The 18,815-nt window shown below is 49.3% G+C and carries 17 protein-coding genes; 13 read left to right on the forward strand and 4 right to left on the reverse strand.

All coding sequences use genetic code 11. The features are described from left to right. The 3 genes from KQJ18_RS12710 to KQJ18_RS12720 all read right to left on the reverse strand — a co-directional run. On the reverse strand, positions 1-826 hold an 826-nt coding region (locus KQJ18_RS12710; RefSeq protein ID WP_216422070.1), incomplete at its 3' end, for a tripartite tricarboxylate transporter permease. A 10-nt stretch (positions 827-836) separates the two neighbouring features. Continuing rightward, positions 837-1,271, reverse strand: coding sequence for a tripartite tricarboxylate transporter TctB family protein (locus KQJ18_RS12715; RefSeq protein WP_087050849.1), 435 nt, complete (start codon positions 1,269-1,271; stop codon positions 837-839). Between the two features lie 14 nt (positions 1,272-1,285). Then, positions 1,286-2,263 carry a tripartite tricarboxylate transporter substrate binding protein gene (locus tag KQJ18_RS12720; RefSeq protein ID WP_216422071.1) on the reverse strand — a complete coding sequence of 326 codons (978 nt, stop codon included), beginning with the start codon at positions 2,261-2,263 and terminating at the stop codon, positions 1,286-1,288. A 153-nt stretch (positions 2,264-2,416) separates the two neighbouring features. Between KQJ18_RS12720 and tctD the strand changes: the two genes are divergently transcribed. The 13 genes from tctD to KQJ18_RS12785 all read left to right on the forward strand — a co-directional run bounded on the left by tctD (position 2,417) and on the right by KQJ18_RS12785 (position 18,062). Beyond that, positions 2,417-3,091 carry a transcriptional regulator TctD gene (gene tctD / locus KQJ18_RS12725; protein WP_069324600.1) on the forward strand — a complete coding sequence of 225 codons (675 nt, stop codon included), beginning with the start codon at positions 2,417-2,419 and terminating at the stop codon, positions 3,089-3,091. After that, on the forward strand, positions 3,078-4,490 hold the full coding sequence (locus tag KQJ18_RS12730) for a sensor histidine kinase (protein ID WP_085048893.1): 1,413 nt from the start codon (positions 3,078-3,080) through the stop codon (positions 4,488-4,490). Before tctD ends, KQJ18_RS12730 begins: the two co-directional genes overlap by 14 nt. A gap of 450 nt (positions 4,491-4,940) precedes the next feature. Next, a complete protein-coding gene (locus tag KQJ18_RS12735) occupies positions 4,941-6,356 on the forward strand; it encodes an undecaprenyl-phosphate glucose phosphotransferase (RefSeq protein WP_038632899.1) in 1,416 nt (471 codons plus the stop codon). Further along, a complete protein-coding gene (locus KQJ18_RS12740) occupies positions 6,346-7,632 on the forward strand; it encodes an outer membrane beta-barrel protein (protein WP_038632896.1) in 1,287 nt (428 codons plus the stop codon). The genes KQJ18_RS12735 and KQJ18_RS12740 overlap by 11 nt, the downstream gene beginning before the upstream one ends. A 1-nt stretch (position 7,633) precedes the next feature. Then, entirely contained in the window at positions 7,634-8,191 is a 558-nt protein-coding gene (locus KQJ18_RS12745) for a polysaccharide biosynthesis/export family protein (RefSeq protein WP_038632893.1), read from the forward strand. Positions 8,192-8,193: 2 nt separating this feature from the next. Continuing rightward, a complete protein-coding gene (locus tag KQJ18_RS12750) occupies positions 8,194-10,323 on the forward strand; it encodes a tyrosine-protein kinase domain-containing protein (protein ID WP_216422072.1) in 2,130 nt (709 codons plus the stop codon). Beyond that, on the forward strand, positions 10,320-11,531 hold the full coding sequence (locus KQJ18_RS12755) for a capsular biosynthesis protein (RefSeq protein WP_085048895.1): 1,212 nt from the start codon (positions 10,320-10,322) through the stop codon (positions 11,529-11,531). The genes KQJ18_RS12750 and KQJ18_RS12755 overlap by 4 nt, the downstream gene beginning before the upstream one ends. Then, positions 11,528-12,898, forward strand: a complete 1,371-nt coding sequence (locus KQJ18_RS12760; RefSeq protein WP_038632883.1) for a hypothetical protein — start codon at positions 11,528-11,530, stop codon at positions 12,896-12,898. Before KQJ18_RS12755 ends, KQJ18_RS12760 begins: the two co-directional genes overlap by 4 nt. A gap of 4 nt (positions 12,899-12,902) precedes the next feature. Next, positions 12,903-13,892, forward strand: a complete 990-nt coding sequence (locus tag KQJ18_RS12765) for a glycosyltransferase (protein WP_087856204.1) — start codon at positions 12,903-12,905, stop codon at positions 13,890-13,892. A gap of 14 nt (positions 13,893-13,906) precedes the next feature. Then, positions 13,907-15,118 (forward strand): glycosyltransferase family 4 protein, encoded by a 1,212-nt coding sequence (locus KQJ18_RS12770; RefSeq protein ID WP_110497085.1) that lies wholly within the window; start codon positions 13,907-13,909, stop codon positions 15,116-15,118. 1 nt (position 15,119) lies between these two features. Continuing rightward, positions 15,120-16,229: a glycosyltransferase family 4 protein gene (locus KQJ18_RS12775; protein WP_159121353.1), complete on the forward strand. Its 1,110-nt coding sequence runs from the start codon at positions 15,120-15,122 to the stop codon at positions 16,227-16,229. Between the two features lie 2 nt (positions 16,230-16,231). After that, positions 16,232-16,639 (forward strand): hypothetical protein, encoded by a 408-nt coding sequence (locus tag KQJ18_RS12780; RefSeq protein WP_038632874.1) that lies wholly within the window; start codon positions 16,232-16,234, stop codon positions 16,637-16,639. A 31-nt stretch (positions 16,640-16,670) separates the two neighbouring features. Beyond that, complete coding sequence (locus KQJ18_RS12785; RefSeq protein WP_216422073.1) at positions 16,671-18,062, forward strand: DUF4832 domain-containing protein; 1,392 nt, start codon at positions 16,671-16,673, stop codon at positions 18,060-18,062. Positions 18,063-18,108: 46 nt separating this feature from the next. On the opposite strand, the gene galE is transcribed toward KQJ18_RS12785, so the two are convergent. Continuing rightward, a partial coding sequence (gene galE, locus KQJ18_RS12790; RefSeq protein ID WP_216422074.1) for a UDP-glucose 4-epimerase GalE occupies positions 18,109-18,815 on the reverse strand: 707 nt, incomplete at its 5' end.

Consider the following 18,815-nt stretch of genomic DNA (forward strand, 5'->3'; position numbering starts at 1 on the left):
CAATGGTGGCGCCTGCGCCAGGCAGAACGCCGACGAAAAAGCCAATCACCGATGAACGCAGGGTGGCGCCCACGCACTGTGCGCCTTCTTTGGCATTGAACAACATGCGGCCCGTTTTACGCACCAGCGTCTGGCCGCTGCTGGTATGTTCCAGCATTAACAGTATTTCTGAGACAGAGAACAACCCAATCACCACCACGATAAACTGCACACCGTCGGAGAGATGAACGCTGTCAAAGGTAAAGCGATAAACCCCGGTGTTGGCGTCCACGCCGACGGTCGCGAGGCCGAGACCGATAAGCGCTGCCAGAAATGATTTCAGCGGATTTTGCGCCATCATGCTGCCGAGGCAGGCAATGGCGAAAACCATTAAGGCGAAGTATTCGGCCGGGCCAAAGGACAGCGACCATTGGGCTAACGCTGGGGCAAACAAAATGATGCCGCCGATAGCGATAAGCGAACCAAAGAATGAGCTGACCGCCGAGATAGAGAGCGCAACGCCGCCACGCCCTTGCTGCGCCATCGGGTAGCCATCCAGAGCGGTCATAATCGCTGCCGCATCGCCGGGCACGTTCAGCAGGATCGAGGAGATACGCCCGCCGTATTCACAACCAATGTAGACCGTCGCCAGCAGGATCAACGCAGATTCAGCCGGCAGGTGCAAAGCGAAAGCCAGCGGCAGCAGGATCGCCACGCCGTTAATCGGCCCGAGGCCGGGCAGCAGCCCGACGATGGTGCCAACAAAACAGCCAATCAAGGCGATAACCAGGTTTTCCGGCGTCATCGCCACCGCGAAACCCTGAGAAAGATAAATCCAGGTATCCATCGTTTCTCCGTTAACCCAGCCAGGCGCCGAGTGGTAAGGTGACGTCAAGCAGCCGGTCGAAGGCATACCACAACAGAATGCCGAGTACCGCGCCGGAAATACCTGCAGCCGGAATGGTTGCGCCGAACAGCATGCCAATCACCACGGTGAGAATGGCGGTGGCGATGGGAAAACCGAGCCATTCGAAACCCCAGGCGTACATCAACAGAACAATCACCATCGTCAGCAGCTTTTGCAGCACGTGGCGGCGTGGCCAACTGATGGTGTCAGGATGGCGCAACAGCAGCGCCACGGCGCATACCAGCATCAGGCTGATAATGCCCAGCGGAAAGGGGCGCGGGCCAACAGGTTCATAGCTGTATTCGCTGGTGATTTGCCAGGCCACGAACAGCCCGGCTATACAGAGCAACAGCCAGATACCTGCAAAAATACGATCGCTCATCATCTTTGCCTCTGCGCTTATTTCGCCAGACCGAAGGCTTTCGCCTGCTCACGATAATCCGTGACCTGCTTCTTCACGTACTCGTCGAGCTGCTTACCGCTCATGTTGAACTCGAACAGGCCGCGGAGATCGCGCTGCTTTTTAAATTCCTCAGTCTGCTGGAGTTTGTTAAAGGCATCGACCCACCACTGGTATTCGGCATCGCTGACTTTTGGTCCAACGTAGAAGCCACGAATGATCGGCCACACCAGGTCGTAACCCTGCTCTTTGGCCGTTGGCACATTGGCTAACTGACCCGGCAGGCGTTCTTCAGAGAACACCGCGAGCACGCGGATTTTGTCGCCGCTGAGATAAGGCACCATCTCGCTGAGATCGCCGGAAACTACCTGCACGTGATTGCCCATCAGCGCGGTAACCGGTTCGCCGCCGCCCTCAAAGGCCACATAGCGCATCTTGTGCGGATCGACGTTGGCTTTTTGCGCCAGCAGCGCCGACTTCATCCAGTCCTGACTACCGATTGAGGCACCCGCGCCAATAACTACGCTGTTAGGATCTTTTTCCATTGCCGTCAGCAGATCTTTCAGCGTCTTCCATGGTGAGTCCTGGCGTACGGCTATCATGCCGTAATCCGTGCCCACGCTTGCCAACCAGCGCACGTCATCCACGCCATAGCGACCAAATTTACCTTGTGACAGGTTCAACAGGGAGCCGCCGGAGAAAGCCACCACGGTACCCGCTTCAGCCGGGCGTTGAGCGACGATTGCGTTATAGGCCACAGCGCCAACGCCGCCGGGCATGTAGGTTACGCGCATTGGTTTTTCGATAGCGCCGGTTTCCATCATGCTCACCTGAATCAGTTTGCAGGTGAGATCGAAGCCACCGCCGGGTTTCGCTGGGGCGATACATTCGGTGGGCGATGGCGCTTGTTCTGCCAGAACAGAGGTACTCATCAGTAAAATGCTTGCAGTAAGGGTACGAAGTAATTGTTTTTTCATTGTTTATCCTCACACCGGAAAACCGGATTTTCGGGTACGGAAGAAGATTTTTGTGATTATGTGAGCCGATGTGTAGCAGTTCGGTTGCGTGATTGTTAAAACATTAACCTTTCAATTCCCTTTCAATGCGGCAGAAACTTTACAGGATGTGATATGCGTCTCTTATTAGCGGAAGATAACCGTGAGTTAGCTCACTGGCTGGAGAAAGCGCTGGTGCAAAACGGTTTTGCCGTCGACTGCGTTTTTGATGGCCTGGCGGCCGACCATCTTTTACATAGCGAAACGTATGCGCTGGCGGTGCTGGACATCAATATGCCGGGGCTGGACGGTCTTGAAGTCGTCCAACGGCTGCGCAAGCGCGGTCAGACGCTCCCCGTTCTGCTGTTGACGGCGCGCAGCGCGGTGGCCGACAGGGTGAAAGGGTTAAACGTCGGGGCCGATGACTATCTGGCAAAACCGTTTGAAATCGAAGAGCTTGATGCCCGCCTGCGGGCTTTGCTTCGTCGCAGCGCGGGGCAGGTGCAAGGCATACAGCAACTGGGGGAGCTGGCGTTTCACGATGAAGGCTATTTTATGTTACAGGGACAGCCGTTGGCGCTTACGCCGCGTGAACAGGCTCTGCTGACGGTGCTGATGTACCGTCGCCTGCGTCCGGTTTCGCGCCAGCAGTTGTTTGAACAGGTTTTCAGTCTAAGCGATGAGGTCAGCCCCGAAAGTATCGAACTGTACATCCATCGTCTGCGTAAAAAACTTCAGGGAAGCGATGTGCGCATCGCCACGTTACGTGGTCTGGGCTATGTGCTGGAGCGTAGCGATGAAATGGGTTAAGCCCCAGTCGTTGTATCTGCAACTGCTGATGTTTCTGGGATTACCGCTGCTGTTGCTGTGGGGACTGTCGGCATTTAACAGCTATGTCAGCGCGTTACAGGCGGCGACGCAGGCGTATGATCGGACCCTGCTCTCGTCCGCCAGAACCGTCTCTGAGCGGTTAGTGGTACGTAATAAACGACTGGAAGTGAATGTGCCGTGGGTAGTGTTGGACAGTTTTGAACTGAATATGAATGACAGGCTGTATTACAAAGTGGTCGACCCGGCGGGGAAGGTGATATCAGGTTATGACGATTTACCTGCGATGCCGCCTGCAACCTCGCGCACCCGGCTTTATCCGGCGCTGGCGTGGTTTTATCACACTGAATATCGCGGCGAGGCAATCCGCGTGGCACGTCTTCTTCAGCCAGTCAACGAGGGCGGCATTACCGGTATGGCGGAAATTTATGTCGCTGAAACGCTGCAATCGCGGCGGTATCTGGCGCGACAGTTGCTGTTCTCCTCGTGGGTTTCGCAAGGACTGCTGGTAATGCTCACGCTGGTGCTGGTTGGCTGGCTGCTGCGTCGGGTGCTACGTCCGATGCGCCAGTTGTCATCGCTGATGGTGCGTCGTGAGCCTGGGCTGCTGACGCCGTTGCCGGAGCTGTTGCCGTGGTCGGAAACCCGTCTGCTGATTGTGGCATTCAACCGCTATCTGGACCGACTTCGTGGCCTTATCTCTCGTCAGGAACGCTTCAGCGCGGACGCATCCCATCAGCTAAAAACGCCGTTAGCGGTACTGAAAACTCAGGCGGCGGTAGCCCTCGCCAGCCCGCAGCCTCAGCAATGGTTCGAGAGTTTACAGGCCATGAGCGTGACTCTGGATAACACTATTCAGCTGACGGAAAGGCTGCTTCAACTGTCGGCTGTTAAGCGCAAAGAGCAGGAAGAAAAGCACTTCTCACCGGTTAATTTGTATGAGGTGGTGCAAAGCAGCTGTTTTACCCGGCTGGCGCAGGCGCGCAGTAAAGCTATCGATCTGGGTTATGAGGGGGAACAGGGCGCGGTGTGGATTGAGGGCGATGAAGTCCTGCTCGGCGAGCTGTGTGGAAATCTACTGGATAACGCCCTGAAATACACCCCTGCGCATGGGGTGGTGACTGCCCGACTGCAGCGTGAAGGCGAAGCCGTGGTGCTGATGATTGAGGATAGCGGGCCAGGTATAGATGACCAGATGGTTCATCAGGCGATGCTACCGTTTCATCGACTTGATAACGTTGGCAATGTCCCTGGCGCAGGAATTGGTCTGGCGCTGGTTAACGACATTGCTCGCTTACACCGGACGCATCCGCAGCTGGCACGCAGCGAAACATTAGGTGGGTTAAGCGTGCGGGTGCGCTTTTTAAGCGTTGCTGCCTGATATGTTTTTATTGTGGCGCCGGCACTCAAATATAATTAAAAGTAATTAACTTTGTTATTGTTGCGTTTTTAAATATCACTATAAGGTATTTGTTGTTATTTAATTACAGCGTTTAGCCACAATGAAAGGTGGGTTCAGAATAAATCAAGCAAAGCCGTAGTGAAATTTGTCATACATAAAACTTTTTTCATAGACCATGTTTTGTTAATTGTCAATGATGATTTTGTTGTAAAAAATGAACTTTTTTGATTTGGTGGTTAAAACTTATGTTGCATTAATTTTCTTTAAAATCATAATGATGAGAATGAATGAGTGGTTTGCATCACACTAATAAACATTATTTTTTACATTTACTGACAATGGGTCATTGCGTTTTTTAGACTTGTGATATAATTAGCAACATGAAATGAGAAAAAAATAATTAAATATCAATAGATAATGGGCTGAGATATGCTAAAAAAATCGCTAAAGATTAGCAGTCAAGGATATCCAGTCTTTTTAAAACTGGTTGATTTTATCGTTATTAATGTGACGCTAATTTTTAGTGCCCATCTGCTGGGGTTGATGCCATTTAACACCATTGCTATTCTGAGCATTCTGTTTTCAGTCTTTTTTTTGCTGTTTGCTGAATATATCAAGATTTATCAGCAAAAAATTAAAACGATTGGTTTACGTAATCAAAAACGGTTACTTTTTTGTACGCTGCTGGCTATTTTTTTTAACGAGCTGGTGAGTATGACAGTGGCAGAACCGGCGTCCCTCGGTTACTTAGACCGCTTACCTTCGCCTTTTTATTCTGCCATTATTTACTGGTACTTCATTCCATTACCTTTTCTTTATTACATTCGCTTTTTTATTTTTAAATATTCAACGAAAAAGAGTATGCGCGTGGCGATTATTGGTTTGACCGATAATGGTCTGGCCGCGGAAAGCGCGTTACTGTATGAGTACGCCAATATCAAATTGGATCTGGCTTTTTATGATGAGCGTGCGTTATCGCGCTGTGGCGACATTGTTGATAAGATCAAAAGCCCCTTTCGTGGCCCGGTGATTAATCTGGTTGAGGAAGCCCGACTGGGAAATATTGACGAAATATATATCGCTTTACCGATGGTGGCGCTGCACCGCATCCGCCATTTCCTGGCTATGATGTCAGACACCACCGTAGATACCTATATTGTTCCTGACTTTTATACCTACAGCAACAATATGTCCAAGCTACGCTCTATCCACAACCTGCAAACCATCGGTATCTTTAGCTCACCGTTTGAAGGGGCGGGTTCGTTTATTAAGCGGGCGGAAGATTTGGTGCTTGGCAGTATCATTATGCTGATGATTTCGTCGCTGATGTTGGTTATTGCTATTGGTATCAAACTCACTTCGCGTGGGCCGGTTTTTTTCAAACAAGACAGGTATGGCCTGAGTGGGCAAAAAATTAAGGTCTGGAAATTTCGCACTATGCGCGTTATGGAGAATTCCGGGACGGTAATTCAGGCCACGAAAAACGATCCGCGGGTGACGAAATTCGGTAGCTTCTTACGTCGTACATCGTTGGATGAACTTCCGCAATTTATTAACGTATTGCAGGGAAGTATGTCGATTGTGGGTCCCAGACCCCATGCGGTTACGCATAATGAGCAGTATCGTAAACAGGTCGAAAATTACATGATCCGCCATAAGGTAAAGCCTGGCATCACCGGACTTGCGCAGATTAACGGTTTTCGTGGGGAAATCGATGCGCTTTATAAGATGGAAAAACGGGTTCAGTACGATATTGAGTACATTCAAAACTGGTCATTATGGCTGGATATAAAAATTATCATTAAAACCATTTTCAAAGGATTTGTCGGTAAGAATGCATACTAAATTAATCGTTATTGCCGGAATCGTGATAACGCAGTCCGCATGGGCTGATTTAACACCGAAATCACACATAGGCTTTGCGGGGATCGACTTCCAGGGCAAGGTTGCTGTGGATTATGGTTATAATGATAACGTGACCTATCAGCCACATAACAGCGATGCTGTCGGTTCCTCGTTTCAGAGCGCAGCGCCAGTGCTGAGTATGATCGGCGAGCGCGGTCAGGATAAGTATTTACTGATGTACTCTGGGGATTACCGTAACTACTCGAGCGATTCTGCTGATAACTACACCGATCATTTTTTCCGTTTTAACGGGGCCTGGCGTTATGGACTCAAGCATGGCTTAACCCTCAATCTGGAGGATTCGCTTGGACATGAATCCCGTGGCCGCGGCATTACCGAGGGCTTTTTACCGGGCCAGTTCGAGCAGTATGGGATTAAATCACCGTTGACGACAAATTTCATCAACAGTGAATTACGCTACAGCTACGGCGCGCCAGAGGGGCGTGGCAAAGCGGAACTGGCGTTGTTATACAAAAAACTGACTTTCGGTAATACTTCTGATGTGCAGGATACCAGTGAGGATTTCTACCATTACATTCAGGAACAGGAATGGCACGAAAATAGTCTGGTAGCGGAAATTTTTGACCAATACACATCCAGAACACGCTTTCGCTATAGCTTTATTACTAACCAGCGTCGCTATGACAACAACTCAGAAAAAGATACTAATGAGTACTATTTGCTGTACGGCATGAAGTCGCAGTTGACCGGAAAAACTAACGTCGACATGAATATTTCATGGTTGTACAAAACATTTGAAAACAGCACAAATTCGCATGATTTTAATGGCCTCAACTGGGACATAAAAGCAGAGTGGAAGCCGCTGCAACAGTCGGTTTTCACAGCCCACTCGGCACAAAGTATTAAAGACCCGTCGGAGGTTGGGGGATACATTTTAGTGACCCAGTATGGCATTTCTTACCAGCATTTCTGGTTAGGGAATCGTTTTTCGACTTTGCTGGATTATTCATACACTGCGGAAGACTATAAAAAACAGAACAAGGATCGGCATGATAAAGATGGGGTATTTAGTGTAACCATGAGCTACGACTATACGCCATCGGTTAATTTTGAGATTAAATATCAATTAGATACATTGAATTCGAATAAGGATACTGACTCGTTTTATATCGGTCCCAACGACAACCAGGAAGTTATTAGAACGTTGGGTTATGATAATTCTATGATTATGCTTAAAGCTAAGGTTCAGATCTAAAATGAAAATAATAGAACTGTGCGCGTTTTTGCTATTCAGTATCCTGGTGGTCGGATGCACAACGTCCAGCCCGAGATTAATGGATGATCCTGCTACTGTTCAGCAGGATTACCGGCTTGGGGCGGGGGATACTGTCAATATCGCTGTTCACGGTCAACCTGATATGACGATGCGGTTTATTTTGGATAAGAGCGGGGAGATTAATTTCCCGTTTGTGGGCGCTCTTAAATTAAAAGATAAAACTGTCGAACAGGTGACTAACGAATTAACTCAACGGCTGACGGGAGATTACTTTACCACGCCGATGGTGACGGTAAGTATTGCCGAATTCCGTAAATACTATGTTTCGGGCGAAGTGAAAAGCCCGAACGGATTTGCCTGGGAGCCAGGTCTTACCGTCGAGAAATCAATTGCGCAGGCGGGCGGATTTACAGATCGTGCTGACCGAAAAGATATCAACATTCGCCTGTCGGGGAGCAATCAGCTGCTTGAGAATGTCGATTTAACGCACTCTGTTCATCCTGGGGATGTCGTGATTATTGGCATGGGGTTCTTCTGACGATGAAACTATCTATAGTGGAAAACGGCAAAAAACGAGAAAGTACGGTTGAATTCTCCCGCTTTGCCAAAGAGCTGAAAAAGAACGCCTGGAAAATCGCACTGGCCGGTATCGTTGCCGGGGTCGTGGCATACCCATTAATCAGCATGATGTCCTCAAAGTATGTCTCAACGGCGACGGTACTGATTAAAGCCCAGGCCGATAACGTTTCTCCATTCCCACAGGTTGATGGTTTCGATTCAACGCGCAGTGGTTACTATGAAACGCAATATGCGTTGATGCATTCGCGTATTGTGCTTGAGCAAGCTGTCCGCGATATGAAACTGGATGAAAACCCGGAATTTACCGGGGAAAAAGTCGGTACCCAGGGAGCGGAAAGCAATGAGAGCCGGCAGTTGAGGATGGAGCAAGCGCTGAAAACGTTGTCGAAAAACCTGAATGTCATCGGTATTCGTACAACGAACCTGGCGTCTATCACCTATGAATCCCCCTCGCCGCTGATGGCTGCTGACGTTGCCAACGGCGTCGCGCAGGCGTTCATCAACTATACGGTTGAGCAAAAGCGCCTGAAAGTAGAGAAAGCCCGCGAACTGAATTTTGAAAAAATGGAAGAGATTCAGAAGTCGATAGCGAAACAAAAAGAGGAAATGGACAGCTATCTGAAAAACGCCGGGCTGCTGACTTTTCGCGGTATCGATGGTTTTGAAACCGAGCAGTTAAGTATTGTCACCAATCGTCTGGCTGATGCGACCCAGCGTCGCGTTGCCGCAGAATCTGTCTATAACGAGGTGAACAGCGGAGGGCGGTCGGTAGAGAGCGTTATCTCACTACCTTCGGTCTCTAACCACGCCCAGATTCAGGATTTACGTATCGCGTTAATTCAGGCGCAGCGCACGTTGTCTGAACTGCGCAAAGTATACGGGCCAAAAAATCCCGCTATTTTAAAAGCAGAAGCTGATGTCCAGTCGATCCAAAGCCAAACCGGACGGGTTCTGGGTGAGCTGAAAGTGGGGTTACGTCAGCAATATCTGGCGGCGCTGGCGGATGAAAAGAACTATCAGCAGCAGGTGGAGCAACAGAAAGAGATCTTCCAGAAAATGGCCTCAAAACGTGATGCCTGGAATAGCCAAAAGCTGTCGTTAGATAAAATGGAAGATCTGTATAAATCGCTGTATCAACGTACTCAGGAACTGTCGCTGTCCGGCGTAAATGCCGACGCGGTGTTATATGATCCTGCCGTTCCCGCACTAAAACCAGCGAAGCCGAATAAATCCCTCTTGTTGGTGATGGTGGTCCTGCTGGTGGTGGTGTTCAGTATCATGTATTTCATTGTCAAAGCGGCGATGGACAACTCAATCGGTACGTTGAGTCGTATGAAAAAACGCCTGAACGTTGCTCCGCTGGGCGAAATCCGTCGTTTTAGCGGAACCTCAGGGCGCGCGCAGGTGCGGGACATGATCCTGAAGAACCCGCTGAATGCCGATATTGTGCACGGTATCCGTACCCGGATTATGTTGGATAATCGACCGTTACAGACGCTCGCCGTGGCGTCGACGGAGCACCGTGAAGGGCGCTCTTTGCTGGCGAGTCTGTTAGCAAATTCCTTTAGTTTCGATCAGAAAACGCTGCTTATTGATGCGGATTTCTTCAATACTGACGGACTCTCATCCGAGCTGGCATCGGCAACGTCCGCAGGCGTAGCGGAACTGCTGCGTGGGGAGACCCAGCTTGAACAGGCGCGGATCAAGCTCAGTGATAATCTCGATTTTATCCCGCACGGGAAGACCACCATCTCTTCTCTGCTGATGTTGTCGTCCGGGCACCTTGAGCCTTTAATGCACGAACTGAAATCCCACTATCAACGCATCATTATCGATGTGGCTGCGGTAAATCAGAGTCAGGACGTGCAATTGATCAAACGCGCCGTTGATGGCGTTATTTTCATCGTGAAAGCCGGCTCGGGTTCGGCGGGACATATAGCCAACGCGCTGGATAAGATCGAGGAAAATGATGGCGTTGTGATTGGCGCTGTGCTGAATGCGGTTGAAGAAAAGGACCTTGAAACGCAAGAGGGCCTGCGTTCACTGAACTTCAGCACCGATCAACTGATGACAACGCCAGGCCGCGTATGAGTCTACTGAAGAGCGCCTCCACGATAGCCGGTTCATCAGTCATCTCGCAGTTGATTGGTGCGCTGTCTATCTGGTTGATCTCACACAAGTACGATATGGCTGAAGTGGGGCTTTATGCGCTCAACTACAGTATTGCCGTGGTGGGCGCTCAGGTCTGTACTTTTGCGTCACAGCTGTTAATTCCTAAACAGCAGGACGACGAACTGGTACAGAATGTTGTGTTTTGCCTGATACAAAGCACGATTATCGCCTTACCCTACGCTGTACTGACCGCGTGGTTGTTTCACCAGAGCATACTGTTTCTCTATTTACTGACGCTTGCTACGGCATGGGTTCTGATCTCGGAAAACCTGTCGCTGCGCACAGCTAACTTTCGTTTTCTGATCTTCCAGCGCATTTCTGTTTCTGTGGTGGTATTACTTTCGATACTGGTTACGCACCATGTGCAACTGTTCTACTGGTCATGGGCCTGCGCGACGATGGTACTGACCATCAGCTGTATTTTGCATTCGTTTGATATTCGTTTGGTGGCGGCCCAACATTTGCGACCCGCCAGCAATTGGCATTTTTTTAAACAGAATATTCATCACATCACTAAAGTTGGCAGCGCTGAGGTGTTGGCGATGGCCAGCAGCAATCTGCCGATTATGCTGATTAACTTCTGGTTTTCGGCGCTGACAGCCGGTTATTTTTCCGTGGTCAGCCGCTTCTGCCTGGCGCCGGTGGTGATCATCGGGAACGCGGTGCGTAATACTATTTTTTCCAAGTGGTCTATCGATTTTAGAAATAACACCTTTAATTATCAGGAATATACCCGGGTACGGATGCTGCTGTTGGTGCTGGGAGTTATCTGTACTCTTGGCGTGTTTATTTTCTACCCGATTGTGATGCGCCTTGGTTTTAGCGAAGACTGGATTAACTCCATTGAAACGTCACGCTACATGCTACCCTACCTGTTCCCGGCGCTGGCGATAAGCCCCCTGACGGTCATAGAGCTTATTTTTGGCTCACATCGCTATTTTCTGCGCATCCAGTTGGAGCAACTGGCGATTGTGCTATTCGCTTTTGTCGTGACGCCCTATTTTTATAAAGACTATGCAACGTCGGTGATTTTGTTTTCTTCACTGACATTTATTCGCTACGCCTTTATTTATTTGAAAATGAACAAGCGGGCTAATCTGCTGAAAGACAGGCCGGTGATACTATGACGCTGAATACCGGATATTATTTACAAGGTTATACCTTCGTTACCCTGATCCTGTGTGGCCTGGTGCAATACTTTACCGGCATACAGTCGGTGCTATGGATCCCCTTTTTTCTGACCCTGTTGATGGTGGGATTACTGGTGATGCAGACGCGGGATGGCTCGCTGCGTCTGGATGCGCAGGAGACGATTGTGCTGGCGCTGTATTTCTCATTCCTGATACTGGCCGGGGCTTCAACTCTGATTCAGGGCGGGATCACCGTCGCGATTGTGGCCTTTAAAAATGAAATCGCACTGTCGCTGGTGATGATCTGTTTACTGCTGGGATTTTGCCGGGAGTCGCAGATTTATCGCGTGACTCGCTATTTGTACTGGGTGTTCTACGCGCAGATCCCGGTAATGATTTATCAGGTTTTACTGGTTGTTCCCCAGCGTGTCGCGGTGCGTGGTGAAGATGAAAAATGGGATTCCGTGGTGGGCACGTTTGGCGGCGACCCGATGGGGGGCGGTAACACTGCTGCGATGGGCCTGTTTTGCCTGCTGATTATGTTGTTAAAGGTCTCTGAGTATAAGCACGGACTGACCACGTTTAAATCCATGGCGTTGCACATTGTTCTCGGGATCGGGCTATGTATTATTGGCGAAGTAAAGTTCGTTATTCTGCTATCGCCGCTGTTCCTGGCGTGGGTGTGGATCTCACCGAGCTACGTTAAAGACGTTAGCAAGGTTAATCTGAAGACGTTATTGGTTATTGTGGCAGGGATGTTGCTGCTGATTAGCCTGTCGATAGTGATCCTTGCGTATTATTATTCTACTGCGTTTGGCGGCGATCCGTCGAAAAGCTCGTTGAGTATTTTCATCGACTCTTTGAGCTATATTTTTGACCCGAACTACATTATGTCTACCGGGGAGTTAGGGCGCTTTACGACCTTCCTGTTCTGGCTAAAAAATAACGATCTGTGGGGACTTTCAGGAACGTTATTTGGCTATGGACTCAACGCCACTAACAGTGGTAGTACGGTTTCGCCAGGCTTTCTGAATATTATTTATAACTTAATCCTCGACTCGACTTCTCTGAGTATGCTGCTGTGGGAAGTGGGGGTGATTGGCACGTTACTCTTCATTAGCTTATTCATTTATATCCTGAAAATATGTCAGCCCAAGCCTTTACTGATGCTTGAACAACTGGACCAGCAGGATCTGCAATTGTTGAGCTTTGCTCCGGCATTTAATGCTTTTGCGATTGCTTGCTTAATTAGCTTACCTTACAGCCAGATACTGATGATTATACCGATGTTACAATTCCTGTTCTATTTATCACTAGGATCAAGTTTAGTGATTCGTCGAACCGTCCTTCGCTGCGTAGGGTAATTGTATGGACAATAAACCGTTTATTTCAGTGAGTATTAAAACGCTCAATGAATCTGAATGTATTGAGAAAACAATTGATAGTATCCGGAAACAGCTTGTTGATTATCCACATAAAATTATTGTGGCAGATAGTCTGTCAACGGATAACACCCAGCAGTTGGCGATTGATAAAGGGGTGACTGTGGTGTCATTAACCGATCCTGGCGATCGTTGCTGTGGCGTCGGACATCAGTTGGGTTACCTTTATAGTGAGGGGGAATATCTGTTGCTGATGGATGGCGACATGGAGCTGGAAGAAGGGTTTGTGGATCAGGCTGTCGCGTTTTTGCAGGCTGAACCGGAATATGCAGGCGTAGCGGGAACCGTCGAAATGGACGATGCCGTTAACTATGAATTTAAATCGCGTAAGCAACGCATTAATAAAATCTATCCCGTAGGGGATAGCGACCATTTAGGCGGCGGGGGGCTATATCGCCGCTCCGCCATTGAAAAAATTGGTTATCTAACCAACCGTAATCTGCACGCTTATGAAGAAGCCGAACTCGGCCTGCGTTTACTTGACGCGGGTTATAAACTACGTCGTCTGAATATTCCGTATTTCATTCATACTTCGCATACCATGCCGACTTTTCAGATGCTGAAGCATCGCTGGAAAAGCAAATACTATCAGGCGCCGGGCGAATTTTTACGCTGCGCCTGGGGAAAACCCTATTTCATCAACGCGTTAAAGATGGTTAAAAATGAGGCGATTTTTGCTGTTTACCTGGTCGCTTTGTTCATTGCGGCGGTGACCTTTAATCTCGAGCTTTTCGATATCGCATTTCTGCCATTGCTTGCCTTTGTCATACTGAAAACCGTGCAGAATCGGTCGTTATTGAACGGCCTGCAAAGCGTGATGAACTTAGCTGTGCTTTCTGCGGGACTTGTTATAGGGCTGACACATCCGCTACGCGATCCGTTGACTCCGCCTGACAGTAAAATCATTCATGAATAACTAAGGCAGACGCCATGAAAGTTTTATTAGTAAATAAGTTTTTTTTCATCAAAGGCGGCGCGGAAACAGTTTATTTTCAAGAGCGCGATATGCTGAAACAGGCCGGAGTACAGGTGATTGATTTCTCGATGCAGCATGAGAAAAATTTCCCTTCGGACTATGCGGATTATTTTGTCAGCAATGTGGACTACCACAAAGAAAGTAATTTGTTGGGCGGGCTCAAAACGGCGGTTAACTTTATTCATAATTCGCAGGCCTGCAAAAAAATGCTGGCGTTATTGCAAAAAGAGCGCCCGGATATCGTGCATTTTCATAATATCTACCACCAGTTAACGCCAGCGATAATTAAAGTTGCGCGCAATTTTGGCTGCAAAACGGTACTGACTGCGCATGACTATAAGATTGTATGTCCTGCATATTCCATGCTGCGCGACGGCAAAGTGTGTGATGCCTGTATCACCGGCACGGTTTTTAATGCCTTCAGGTATCGTTGCCAGGAAGGTTCCGCCTCAAAAAGCTTATTGCTCTCTCTGGAGGCAACCTGGCAATACATTGCGCAAAATTACCAGACGTTGGATGTAATTGTTTCGCCAAGCGTTTTTTTACGCGGCGTGTTGTTGCGTACGCTGCCGAATTCCCGCATTGATGTGATCGTTAATGGGGTCGATGACAGCCGTCCTCTGGATGAGACAAGCGATGAAGGTTATATGTTGTTCTTTGGTCGGCTGAGCCGTGAAAAAGGGGTGGCAACGCTGCTGGCGGCACATAAGAAAATGCAGAACAAGGCACCGTTAAAAATTGTGGGCCACGGTCCGCTACATGACGAGTTAGTCGCCCAATACCCGGATGTCGAGTTTTTAGGTTATGTGCAGCAAGGGGAGGCTCTCGATAAGCTTATTAAGCATGCGCGGGCGGTGATCCTTCCTTCTGAATGTTATGAAAACTGTTCCATGGCGATATTAGAAGCGATGGCTTTAGGTAAGCCGGTGATTGGATCGCGCATTGGCGGGATCCCGGAACAAATTCGTGACGGTATCGAAGGGATTTTATTCGAGCCGGGCAATGCGCAAGCGTTGGCGAATGCGATGGATACGCTGGCTGACGCACCAGAGAAAGCGCGGGTTATGGGGTTACATGGTCGTGCGCGGTTAAGTGAAAAATATGCGCTAAGTAAACATATGGATACCTTACTGGCGCTGTATAAAGAACTGCTGAGCAGGCCATAGTATGAAAAAAATAACGGTTTTTGGCACACGAGGTATTCCGGATGTGTTGGGCGGCGTGGAGACACACTGCCAGAATCTTTATCCTGCTATTAAGCAGCAGCTCGATGTTGATATTTGTGTTATCGCTCGCTCACCGTATGTGAATTACAAACGGTCAACGTATAAGAAAGTCGAAACCTATGCGCTGTGGGCGCCCAAAAAACGTTCGCTGGAAGCTATTGTTCATTCCGTTTTGGCGGCATTGAGGACAGTTTTCGACCATTCGGATATTGTGCATGTGCATGCTATCGGACCAGGCCTTGTGATCCCATTATTACGTGTTTTAGGCAAAAAGGTCGTTTTTACCCACCATGGGCCTGACTACGATCGTCAGAAATGGGGTTTCATTGCCAAAAAAATACTGTTGCTGGGTGAACGCTGGGCGGTGAGATACGCCAACGAGGTGATTGTGATTTCTGAGGTGATTAATCAACTGATCCAGAAAAAACATGGTCGCTGTGACGCGCATTTAATTCACAATGGCGTGAACGATCCGCGGTTATTATCGGAGCTGACTATCGAAAATACGCTTTCCCGCTTTAGGCTACAGCCGAAAAATTATCTTGTGGTGGTTGGACGATTTGTCGAAGAAAAAGGGATGCATGACGCCATCGCCGCTTATCAACAAAGCGGTTTGACCATGCCGCTGGTGTTAATTGGCGATGCGGATCATCCGACTGAATACAGCATTCGCCTCAAAAAGCAGGCCGCCGACACGCCAGGCGTCGTGATGACCGGATTTTTACGCGGTGATGAGCTGCAGGCGGTATTTTCACAGGCGAAACTGTTTGTGATGCCTTCATATCACGAAGGTCTGCCTATTGCGTTGCTGGAAGCGATGTCCTTTTCTCTTCCCGCCGTGGTCAGTGATATTCCGGCGAACCTGGAAGTTCAGCTACCTGCCGCAGCCTATTTTAAGGTCGGGGATGTGAACAGTCTGGCCGAGAAATTAACCCAGTGGGTGACAGCCAATCGCGTGGACTATCGTGTATATTTGCAAAACTATAATTGGTATGAAATCGCCAAAAAGACAGTCAACGTCTATCACTCAATTGATAAAGATATAGGTTAATTTTGACCAGTCCTCAAAATCGTCCTCCCGTCATCGAGCGATTCTACGCTCACCTTGATGAGCAAATAGCGGCGGGGTTGACCCCGGAACAAAAAGCAGGGGTAGAAAACGCGATCCTGGCCTCGACATTGGCGTCACGGCATCAGATTGATATTCGCCGGAGTTTTCCTTTTTTCAGTAAACGTTTTTATCTGGTTTTTTTGTTTGGCAGAGATTTACGCCGCCAGCATCGCCAGGAATCGACCTTGTCGCGGATCTTGCTCACTTTTTTGCTGTTGATCGCCGTGCTGTTCGTCACCTGCTGCGTATTGCTGACGTTGTATATGATCAAATCAGCGTTAGGTATTGATGTATTCCAAAATTTTCACGTCGGTATTTGGGACTGGTGGTTAAATCTGAAAAACCACTAGCGTGATTAAACCAGTGGGGGGCGTTACTGCGATGAAGAGTAAATGGGTTTCTGCGCTATTGGGTATGTTCCTCCCGCTGTCGGTCATGGCCGCATTAACGACCGTAACCCCCAAAGCATTGACGGGGCCGTTAACTAATCCGGGGATTGGCGTTGCCAGTTTTCATCAGGGATACGGTGAAACGCTGAGTCTGGCGGATTATCCCAATACCGGGTTCGAATATGAGCGATTTTACTGGCGAGATCTGGAACCTGTTGAGGGCCAGTACAATTTTGCGCTGGTGGATGATGCCTTTAAATACGCAGCGGCGCAGCGTCCCGCGATGAATGTCGGGCTACGATTTATGGCGCTTGCCGACCCGGGGGATGGCACTAAAATTCCCGACTGGCTGATTAAAAAAGGCGTAAAAGGGACCTGGACGTCTGATAATAAGACGTTTGTGCCGGATTTAGATGACGCTTTGTTTATCGAATACAGCCAGCGACTGCTCAACGCATTGGGTCAGCGCTACGATGGTAATGAGAATCTCGCTTTTGTTGATATCGGCATGGTGGGGTCGTGGGGAGAGTGGCATAACAGCAACTTCCCCGACCTGCAGTCACTCATGCAGCGATACACCACCGGACAGTTGGATCGCTACGTTGCGATGCACTTTTCTGCCTTTCCCAAAACGCCCAAAATTATGCTGATAAGCGGTGGGCAAAGCCTGGCAAATGCGGTGGCGCGTGGGGCCGGGTGGCGAGCGGACTGTTGGGGCGACCTGCGCGTGTTTTCAGACTCGTGGAATCATATGCAAGATGACTATCCTCAGCGATTACTGGCAGCGCAGCAAAGTTATGCAGGGTTTAACGATGCCTGGAAACGCGCGCCGGTGAGTCTGGAAATCTGTTCGTATATGCAGGACTGGAAGAATTCTTTTCATTATACGCGCGCCGAAGTGCAAGGGATTTTTGACTGGGCGCTCAAGCAGCATGCCAGTACCATCAACCTGAAATCGAGAGCGATACCCAGCGATTATCGACCGATTGTCGACGATGCGCTGACCAAACTGGGCTACCGATTTCGCTTAGCGTCCCTGAGCCATGAGTCAGTGTGGAACAGTGGACAAACTCTGACGTTGAACAGTACCTGGTATAACGATGGAGTGGCACCGATCTATCTGTCCTATACGCTGGCATTTCGTGTAGTAGACAGTGCTAATAAGGTGGTGGCGCAGGGCAATGCGGCGGATGATATACGACATTGGCTCCCTGGAATTCATCAGGTTAGTTATGCGCTGCCTATGCCGGAGCAGTTGGCGAAAGGGCAATATGCGATTGAGGTTGCGATGCTGGATAAATCCGGCGCCGCGAGAATCAACCTGGCCAATGAAGGGAAGCAGAGCAACGGCTGGTATCGTGTATCAACAATAACGTCACGCTAGCCTGGTAAAGCCACGAGCCTGGCGACCAGGCTCGTGGCTGAGAACATCACAGGTTATAACCATTCGGGTTATTTTTTTGCCAGTTCCACGTGTCGCGCATCATTTCATCAAGGCTATAGATAGCCTGCCAGCCTAACTCTTTTCGCGCCAGAGAAGGGTCTGACCAACACTCGGCGATGTCTCCGGGTCTTCTGGCGACAAACTGATAATTAATTTTTGTCTGCGCCGCTTTTTCAAACGCCTCAATGAGGTCAAGTACGGAGTACCCGACTCCGGTACCAAGATTAATCACCTTGTAAGCGGCGCCTTTGTTCTGGGAATCCAACGCGGCTAAGTGGCCGGTCGCCAGATCCATGACGTGTATATAATCACGAACGCCAGTACCGTCGGAGGTTGGGTAGTCATTACCGTATACCGACACGGTCTCAAGTTTACCAATCGCGACCTGGGAGATATACGGGACCAGATTATTGGGAATACCGTTAGGATCTTCACCAATTCGACCCGATGGATGGGCTCCGGCCGGGTTAAAATAGCGCAGGCAGGTGATGCGAAAATCGGGCTGTGCGCGTGAAAAATCGGCCAGAATCTGTTCGACCATTAATTTAGACGTGCCGTACGGATTGGTCGTACCGCCCGTGCGCGACTGCTCGCTTAGCGGCACGCTTTCCGGATTACCGTATACCGTGGCCGATGAGCTAAAAATAAAACGATTCACGCCTGCGGCCCGCATCTCATCAAGTAATACCAGCG

This window comes from Citrobacter sp. S55_ASV_140 (genome assembly GCF_018919505.1).
GTDB classification, from domain to species: domain Bacteria; phylum Pseudomonadota; class Gammaproteobacteria; order Enterobacterales; family Enterobacteriaceae; genus Citrobacter; species Citrobacter werkmanii.